Here is a 7,909-nt window from a genome sequence, read left to right as displayed (position 1 = left end):
AACTCAAAAAGTCATTATTTCTGATGTTGCTATTGCAAGTGATCGATTGTTATTTAGAAATACAGGTATGTTAATGGAGGGATATAATCCTGCAGATGGAACACGCAATGAACTAGCGTCTTTTAGTACACCTTTGTATATTAATTCAATGTCTTCGTTATTGCAGAACACCATAATTAATAATTCTAATTCTGGAAAAGTAGGAATTGGAACAGAAGATCCTGAAGGGAAATTGGATGTGAATGGGAGCACCTATTTAAGAGATGATATTTTTGCTACTGCACTAGATTCCGCTTCCTTGGATACACTTAATTTACCTTATATTTTGGTTATGAATCCGCAAACAGGAAAATTAGAAAAGGGTTCTGCTAAATTACTTCAAGGACTAATAAATGTAGAGGCTGCTAGTGGAGGACCTACTGATTGCTTTGTATTGCCTGATGGTTCAATTGGAACACCGAACTTATATTGGGAAAGTAACCCAGGAAAAGTATTTGTAAGACAAACTACTTGTATTCCTGATCCAATGGTTGGAATAGGTATAAAACCAGTAAATGCAAAATTACACATTCGGACTAATCCGGCTATGCCAAATACTAAAGCAATCGTTGTTCAAAATCATTTAGGATATAAAACTTTTCAAGTCAATGCAAATGGATTGGTGTACGCACATGAAGTGAAAGTGAACTTAGATGTTGCTTGGCCTGATTATGTCTTTGAACCAACTTACAAATTACGTCCACTTTCAGAAGTGAAGCAATTTATTATAGAAAACAAGCATTTACCAAATGTTCCGAGTGCAAAGGAAATTGAAGAAAACGGCTTGAATTTAGGTGAAGGAAATAAAATCTTGTTAGAAAAAGTGGAAGAAATGACGCTTTACATGATTCAGATGGAAGAAAACTTGAAAAAGCAAGAAGAATTATTGAAAGCCCAAGCCGAATTATTAAAAGCACAGCAAGAGCAAATTTTATTGTTACAAACGCAAAATAAATAGACATGAAAAATTGGCTAGTTATTTTCTTCATCTGTGTGGGAGTGCACGGATGGGGGCAGAGTGATACCTTGTATGAAGAGAATTTGAGAAAGGTTGCAGATATAGTTTTTAGCGAATTAAATCCTAATTTATATGATGCGAATTTACTCAATCGTTCTTTCTCTTCAAACGAAATAACCATTAATCAGATAAAAGGTAATTATTCTCAAATTCATTCTATAGTTGAATTTTTCTCTTTGTATCAGGATATCGCTTATTCATATATTGACAGCACAAAATTAATGTCGGTTAAACAATTAGGAGATTTTATAAATACTGAATTTGCAAACAATGAATCAACGAGTGTCGAAGATGTTTTAATTCAACCTTTTGGTTTTTTGCTTCACAATGTAAGTATCATAGATTCTAATTCATACATAGATTCAAATTTTTCACGAAATAATTTTTCTTTAATTCCTTTAGACAATGAAGAAGATTTTTATTCGAAAATACAATTGAAATCTGGCACATTGATTGAGTTCTATCCAGAAAGTGGTTATTTAAAAGGTAATATTAAGTATGTACCCGACTTGATTAGTATCAGTGATGATATTTCAAATTTACATTTATCTATAAATGTAGGCAATGGATTTGTACCTTTTAATTCAATAAACAATCTAATTGAATACGACCGAACTACTGATTCATTAATTGGAACGTTAGCATTTGATTATCTGAGAAATGACACTTTAGTTTATGATACTCTTACTTTTTATTTGACTACTAAAGGTGAAGAAGTTGAAAAGAGTAATGGCACATATTGGGAATATGTAACTTCTTACAGTAATAGCACACCTATTGATTTTGAAATTGGAACTATTTTAGGTTGTGGAAATGAAACAACCTATGCAAGAAGACCAATTATTATCATTCCACCTTATAGACCAAGTATTCAACCTTTCTCAATGCAGAAATATTTTACTCAATTTAACGTAGGTAATTTGTTTAATAAACTTTCTGATTTAGGTTATGATGTCTTTTTCATTAAACTTCAACCTGGAAATGAAAGTTTAGAACTTGCAGCTCAGGCAGTTTCTGAATACATAACGATGATCAATCAAAATAAAGCTGAGGGTTTTCCAAATGAAAATTGGGAAAATATTGTTATAGGATACAGTATGGGAGGACAGATCACTCGATATGCACTAAAGAAAATGGAAAAAGACCACATGGAAAGTGGATCACCACATCACCACACCCGTTTATTTGTACCTTATGATAGTCCACATTTAGGAGCAAATATTCCAATGTTTACACAATTAGTTTACTCATTATTTAGTGAATCCAATATTTTTGCTTATCTTTCTTTTGCTGCATTAATTGATGAAGCTTCACAAGATATGTCAATCGCTCATGTAGTAGGTTCCGATTTTATTCCACAAGCAGGAACCAATATTGTTCGTATTTATCCAGATATAACTTGCAGAAGAACTCAATTTGTAAATTCTCTAACAAATGGATTCAATCATCAATTTACTTCTCTAACAGATACACGAAGATCTTTTCCAACATTTACACGAAACATTGCAGTATCAACTGGAAGTAATACACAAGATTATAATGAACTATATAATTTGAATCCGGGTAAGTTATTATTTTCTCAGAATGGACTTACAGTTGGTTATTTCGGTCTAAATTACAAGCTAAGACGTCTCTATGCAGCAAAATACGCACCAGATCACACCTTATTTAGAATCAAAGACCAAATTGTAACTTTGGGTATTCCAATTACTATTTACAACAAAGATTTTCGTGCTGAATATGGCGAAGAATACGAAATGAGTCAAAGTGGGTTTAAAGACGAATTTTATGATAAAGCACCAACAGGTGCATGTTTTGTGTTGAGGTCGAATGCTTTTTTTCTTTTGGGCCAGAGACATTATGAAAATCACATGGGTTTCCTCCCAATGGTTTCTGCCCTTGCTATTAATAAAGACATTTGGGGCTTGGGGAACTTGCATTACAATTTAAAAGATGAGAGATTGATGTATAATAAATTTAATTTCATAATTGGAATTGATGAATCTGAAACTCATGGATATCCCAATTTAGGACATCCTTCAGATCATTTCAACATCACTCCCTTTGAAGCAGTTTACTGTGATCCACAAACTTATGACCATATAAAATTGATAGAAACAGTAGAAGATGCAAATGATGACACACCAGGCAGTTATGACCCTAGTTATTTAGACTATACGACTGAATTTATAGTGAATGAAGTGGAAGCTCAAAATGTGTTTCTTCAGAATAAAACAATTGGTAATAATCATGTTCAGTGGGATCCAAATTTCACCTATAAAGCTTGGTACAAGGCACAAAATAAATTAACGATAGGGAGTCTGGTAACACCTAAAACAGATCCGGGCGATTATGTGATAGAAGCAACGGGTAATATTACAGTTTATGCAGGTCAAGAAATCAACTTAAAACCTGGGTTTCATTCCCAACAAGGTAGTGAATTTCATGCATACATTGAATATGATTGTTATCCAGTGGGAGGTAAAAGTGCACAAAATACTCAAAATGAATCAAAAATTTCAAAAGAAGTTATGTTTAATGAGAATAATGTGTCACAAAGCGTTCAAAAGATAGAAAATGAACGCATTGAAATCTCCATTTATCCTAATCCATCAAAAGCTGAAGTTACAGTACTTTTCCCTGTTAACTTAGAGGGTGATTTTGAAATTGTCAATTCAATTGGAGCTCTTATTCAAAAAAATAGTGTACCTTCCAATTACAAATCTGAGGTAAAATTGGACACTGGGATTTATTTTTTACATTACCAATCCAATTTAGGACATAAACTAATAAAACAAATCATCATACTATGAAAAATATTTTTTTATTAACATTAATAATTTTTGTTTTTTCGTCTTGTGGCAAAACCAAAGAAGTAAAAATCATAGCCAAAAACGCAGCAACTGGCTTGCCGTATGCCGGTTTGGAATATGTTGTTGTTTCTTCACGAACAACCGCCAACGGAGAAAAATACCGAACTGAAGCTAGTGGAACTTTAAACAGCAACGGTGAGGCGATGGTTTCAATCAAACAAAAATCGGGAAGAACATACAGTATTCGTGTCGTTGAGCCAGATAATACCTGTTACAACAAACAAATTACCCAGTTTTTTGATAGTCCTTTTGATGTAAATGGCACTTTTACCTTTGAATTTGCAGAATGTGCTTTTTTGAAATTTAATATTAATAATATCAATTGTCAAGGGCCTAGTGATAATTTTAAGTTGTTTTATTTTGGTAGGCAAGTAGGAGGTCAAGGCCCAAATCTAATTGGTGCATTATCAATAGAAGGTAACGGATGTTATAATTTTTTGAGTACTGATTTTTCACAAGTCCCAGAAGGAGAAATGTACTGGAAGTGGGAGGTTACAAGACTTGGAGTCACTACCACCTATTTTGATACCCTATTTTTTTTACCAAGTGAGCAAAAAACATTCACTATTGATTATTAAAACATAAGAATAGATAACAAATCATAGTACTTTGAAAAAACTGTTTTTTATATCATTAATCTTTTTTATTCTAACATCCTGCGGCAAAAGCAAAGAAGTAAAAATTCTTGCCAAAAACGCAGCAACAGGGGCTCCTTATGCTGGTTTGGAGTACGTGGTTGTTTCTTCTCGCACAACCGCCAACGGAGAAAAATACCGAACTGAAGCAAATGGGACATTAAACAGCAATGGTGAGGCGATGGTTTCAATTAAACAAAAATCGGGAAGAACATACAGTATTCGAGTTGTAGAACCAGAAAATACGTGTTACAACAAACAAATTACCCGGTTTTTTGATAGTCCTTTTGATGTAAATGGCACTTTTACCTTTGAGTTTGCAGAATGTGCTTATTTAACACTTTCAGTAAATAATGTTAATTGCCAAGGTGCTACTGATAAAATAGTATTTGATTTACAACCAACTTATATACCAAATTATACTAATATTATACCCACTGAGAAATTGGGTTGTTATACGAACACTTTTAGTGAATCGATGATACCTTATGGTAATTGGGAAGCAAAATGGGAAGTTACTAGAGGGGGGATAACTACATATCATGACTCTCTTTTTTTATTAATGAAAATGAACATTTTAATTTCACAATAAATTATTAATGAGATTTATTATCCTTTATGTTTCATTACTTCTTTTATTCTCCTGTAAAAAAGAAGAAAACATTCACATAGTAGCTTTGAATCCAGTAACTGGTGAACATTATGCTGGTTTGGAATATGTTGTTGTTTCTTCACGCACAACCGCAAACGAAGAAAAATACCGAACAGAAGCAAGTGGAACTTTAAACAGCAATGGGGAGGCGATGGTTTCAATCAAACAAAAATCTGGAAGAACATACAGTATTCGAGTTGTTGAACCAGAAAATACCTGTTACAACAAACAAATTACCCAGTTTTTTGATAGTCCTTTTGATGTAAATGGCACTTTTACCTTTGAGTTTGCAGAATGTGCTTATCTTAAGCAAGAAATTGTAAATGTAAATTGTCAAGGAGCCAATGATATTTTCAATATTATGGATCGATATACTTACACTGAATGGTCAAGTTGGTCTGTAGACGTTTTAGGTTGCTATTCAAATACAACTGGTGATTACTTTAAAGTTCCATCTGGTAAAAGGTTTTTCAAATGGCAGGTAAATAGATCGGGAGTTCTAGAAGAAGGAATTGATAGTATTACCTTTAATCCAGGTGAGTATAAGGTTTTAACAATAAATTATTAATGAATAATCTATTTTTTATCTTTGTTGTTATTTTTGTTTTTTCGTCTTGTGGTAAAACAAAAGAAGTAAAAATCAATGCTAAAAATGCAGCAACTGGTTTGCCGTATGCTGGTTTGGAGTACGTGGAGGTTACTAAATTAGGCATAACGAATACTTATTATGACACAATAAACCTAATACCAGGAGAGTACAAAATTATTACAATCGATTATTAATGAAAACTATATTTTTTATATCACTAATCTTTTTTATTCTCACATCTTGCAGCAAGAACAAAGAAGTAAAAATCAATGCTAAAAATCCAGCAACTGGTTTGCCGTATGCTGGTTTGGAGTACGTGGTTGTTTCTTCACGCACAACCGCCAACGGAGAAAAAATACCGAACTGAAGCAAGTGGAACTTTAAACAGCAATGGGGAGGCGATGGTTTCAATTAAACAAAAATCGGGAAGAACATACAGTATTCGCGTTGTTGAGCCAGAAAATACGTGTTACAACAAACAAATTACCCAGTTTTTTGATAGTCCGTATGATGTGAATGGAACTTTTACCTTTGAATTTGCAGAATGTGCTTTTTTAAAGTTTCGATTAAATAACATATCTTGTTTTGACGTAAATGATAAAATAGTGTTAGAAAGAAATACGGATTTAACAAATTATTATGGATTTACAGCACCCGCTTCACAAATTGGATGTGTTGATTATACAATGACTGAATTTGCTCAAATTCCAATGGGTAATTGGTTTTTCACATGGAAAGTTACAAAAAATAATGTAGAAACTACTTTTAATGACACTATTTTTCTCAGCAATGGTGAAGAATTACTGTATGAAATCAATTATTAATGAAGTTTAGGAGTCAATTATTCATTCTACTTTTCCTAATTGCTTCGTGTGGCAAAACCAAAGAAGTAAAAATCATAGCCAAAAACGCAGCAACTGGCTTGCCGTATGCCGGTTTGGAATATGTGGTTGTTTCTTCACGCACAACCGTCAACGGAGAAAAATACCGAACTGAAGCAAGTGGAACTTTAAACAGCAATGGTGAGGCTATGGTTTCAATTAAACAAAAATCGGGAAGAACATACAGTATTCGCGTTGTTAGACCTGAAAATTCTATTGCAATGATTGACAAGAGAAAGAATTACCTTAAATAAGTATTATTCGGCAAAGAAAGTAGTAATTTCAAAATCTGGGGCTTCAGCCAATTTTAACAATGTTGTTGTTGTAGGATTTATATTACCTTTTTCTAGTTCTCGAATATATTTCTCTCCAGTATTTAACTCAAAAGCAAGTTGAACCTTAGTCAATTTTTGAGATGCACGAATTACTCCAATTCGCTTGCCTAATTTATTTAAAAATTGTTGATGTTCCTCTTTAACCACATCCAAAAGTGCACGTCATTGAAAAATATTTTCGGATATAATAATCCGATTGTAATTTTTCAATATATTTGCTTTAACTATTCAGTATTAAAAATCAGAATAATATTAACTTATAAAACTGTTTATTTGAAACCATAGTTCAAAAACATATTTTCTGGAATTGCCTAGCTTTTCCGGAGTCATTATTAAACTATGCGCAGCGAAGGTAATTCCTTTTTTGCTCCGCCACAAAATTTTCAATTGTTTTATTTTTTAAGGCACTATGAATTCTGTTTTTATTATAGAATTGTTCAATGTAATCAAAAACTTTAAGTTTAGCTTCTTGGATTGTTTTGAATTTATTTTGGTACACACATTCTTTTTTTAATGTTTTAAAAAAGCTCTCAGCCACTGCATTATCCCAGCAATTTCCTTTTCTAGACATACTTTGAATTATTTCTGAATTTACATTTAATACATTTCTAAAATTAACTGACGCATATTGAACTCCTCTATCTGAATGAAAAATTAATTCCCCATTCAAGGGACGATTTAAAACTGCCATTCGCCATGCTTTTATTATTGTTTCCGTTGTTTTCATTCCTGTTGAAAGCGACCAGCCAATTATCTTTCTATCATATAAATCGATTACAGTTGTGAGGTATAACCAACCTTCCAAGGTAGAAATATAGGTTATATCTGAAACCCATTTTTGGGCTGGCTTTTCTGCTGAAAATTTTCTATCTAATATATTTTCAGAA

The 7,909-nt window shown here is 32.6% G+C and carries 10 protein-coding genes; 8 read left to right on the top strand and 2 right to left on the bottom strand.

The window, feature by feature from the left end; genetic code table 11:
- From RMO83_RS07365 to RMO83_RS07330, 8 genes are all read left to right on the top strand, one after another.
- A partial coding sequence (locus RMO83_RS07365; RefSeq protein ID WP_310559029.1) for a hypothetical protein occupies window positions 1-997 on the top strand: 997 nt, incomplete at its 5' end.
- Between the two features lie 2 nt (window positions 998-999).
- Window positions 1,000-3,870 (top strand): 3-coathanger stack domain-containing protein, encoded by a 2,871-nt coding sequence (locus RMO83_RS07360; RefSeq protein ID WP_310559028.1) that lies wholly within the window; start codon window positions 1,000-1,002, stop codon window positions 3,868-3,870.
- Window positions 3,867-4,508, top strand: a complete 642-nt coding sequence (locus RMO83_RS07355) for a hypothetical protein (protein WP_310559027.1) — start codon at window positions 3,867-3,869, stop codon at window positions 4,506-4,508. The genes RMO83_RS07360 and RMO83_RS07355 overlap by 4 nt, the downstream gene beginning before the upstream one ends.
- A gap of 31 nt (window positions 4,509-4,539) precedes the next feature.
- Entirely contained in the window at window positions 4,540-5,157 is a 618-nt protein-coding gene (locus RMO83_RS07350; RefSeq protein WP_310559026.1) for a hypothetical protein, read from the top strand.
- Between the two features lie 7 nt (window positions 5,158-5,164).
- On the top strand, window positions 5,165-5,785 hold the full coding sequence (locus RMO83_RS07345; protein ID WP_310559025.1) for a hypothetical protein: 621 nt from the start codon (window positions 5,165-5,167) through the stop codon (window positions 5,783-5,785).
- Window positions 5,785-6,000 (top strand): hypothetical protein, encoded by a 216-nt coding sequence (locus RMO83_RS07340; RefSeq protein WP_310559024.1) that lies wholly within the window; start codon window positions 5,785-5,787, stop codon window positions 5,998-6,000. The genes RMO83_RS07345 and RMO83_RS07340 overlap by 1 nt, the downstream gene beginning before the upstream one ends.
- 75 nt (window positions 6,001-6,075) lie before the next feature.
- Entirely contained in the window at window positions 6,076-6,630 is a 555-nt protein-coding gene (locus tag RMO83_RS07335) for a hypothetical protein (RefSeq protein WP_310559023.1), read from the top strand.
- Window positions 6,630-6,941 (top strand): hypothetical protein, encoded by a 312-nt coding sequence (locus RMO83_RS07330; RefSeq protein WP_310559022.1) that lies wholly within the window; start codon window positions 6,630-6,632, stop codon window positions 6,939-6,941. The genes RMO83_RS07335 and RMO83_RS07330 overlap by 1 nt, the downstream gene beginning before the upstream one ends.
- A gap of 3 nt (window positions 6,942-6,944) precedes the next feature.
- Here RMO83_RS07330 and RMO83_RS07325 read toward each other — a convergent pair whose 3' ends face one another.
- Together RMO83_RS07325 and RMO83_RS07320 are read right to left on the bottom strand one after the other, a co-directional pair.
- Window positions 6,945-7,169 (bottom strand): helix-turn-helix transcriptional regulator, encoded by a 225-nt coding sequence (locus RMO83_RS07325; protein ID WP_310559030.1) that lies wholly within the window; start codon window positions 7,167-7,169, stop codon window positions 6,945-6,947.
- A 190-nt stretch (window positions 7,170-7,359) separates the two neighbouring features.
- Window positions 7,360-7,909: IS3 family transposase (locus tag RMO83_RS07320; protein ID WP_310559021.1), on the bottom strand; the 550-nt coding region annotated here is incomplete at its 5' end.

Origin of the sequence: Flavobacterium sp., assembly GCF_031423415.1 — a bacterium.
Classification (GTDB): Bacteria; Bacteroidota; Bacteroidia; order Flavobacteriales; family Flavobacteriaceae; genus Flavobacterium.
The sequence above is the reverse complement of the archived record's forward strand: the minus strand, read 5'-3'. Positions and strand labels throughout refer to the sequence as shown.

Coding starts and splice junctions, on each gene's coding strand:
- RMO83_RS07360 (WP_310559028.1), top strand. CDS start 1,000: ATGAAAAATTGGCTAGTTATTTTCTTCATCTGTGTGGGAGTGCACGGA.
- RMO83_RS07355 (WP_310559027.1), top strand. CDS start 3,867: ATGAAAAATATTTTTTTATTAACATTAATAATTTTTGTTTTTTCGTCT.
- RMO83_RS07345 (WP_310559025.1), top strand. CDS start 5,165: ATGAGATTTATTATCCTTTATGTTTCATTACTTCTTTTATTCTCCTGT.
- RMO83_RS07340 (WP_310559024.1), top strand. CDS start 5,785: ATGAATAATCTATTTTTTATCTTTGTTGTTATTTTTGTTTTTTCGTCT.
- RMO83_RS07335 (WP_310559023.1), top strand. CDS start 6,076: ATGCTAAAAATCCAGCAACTGGTTTGCCGTATGCTGGTTTGGAGTACG.
- RMO83_RS07330 (WP_310559022.1), top strand. CDS start 6,630: ATGAAGTTTAGGAGTCAATTATTCATTCTACTTTTCCTAATTGCTTCG.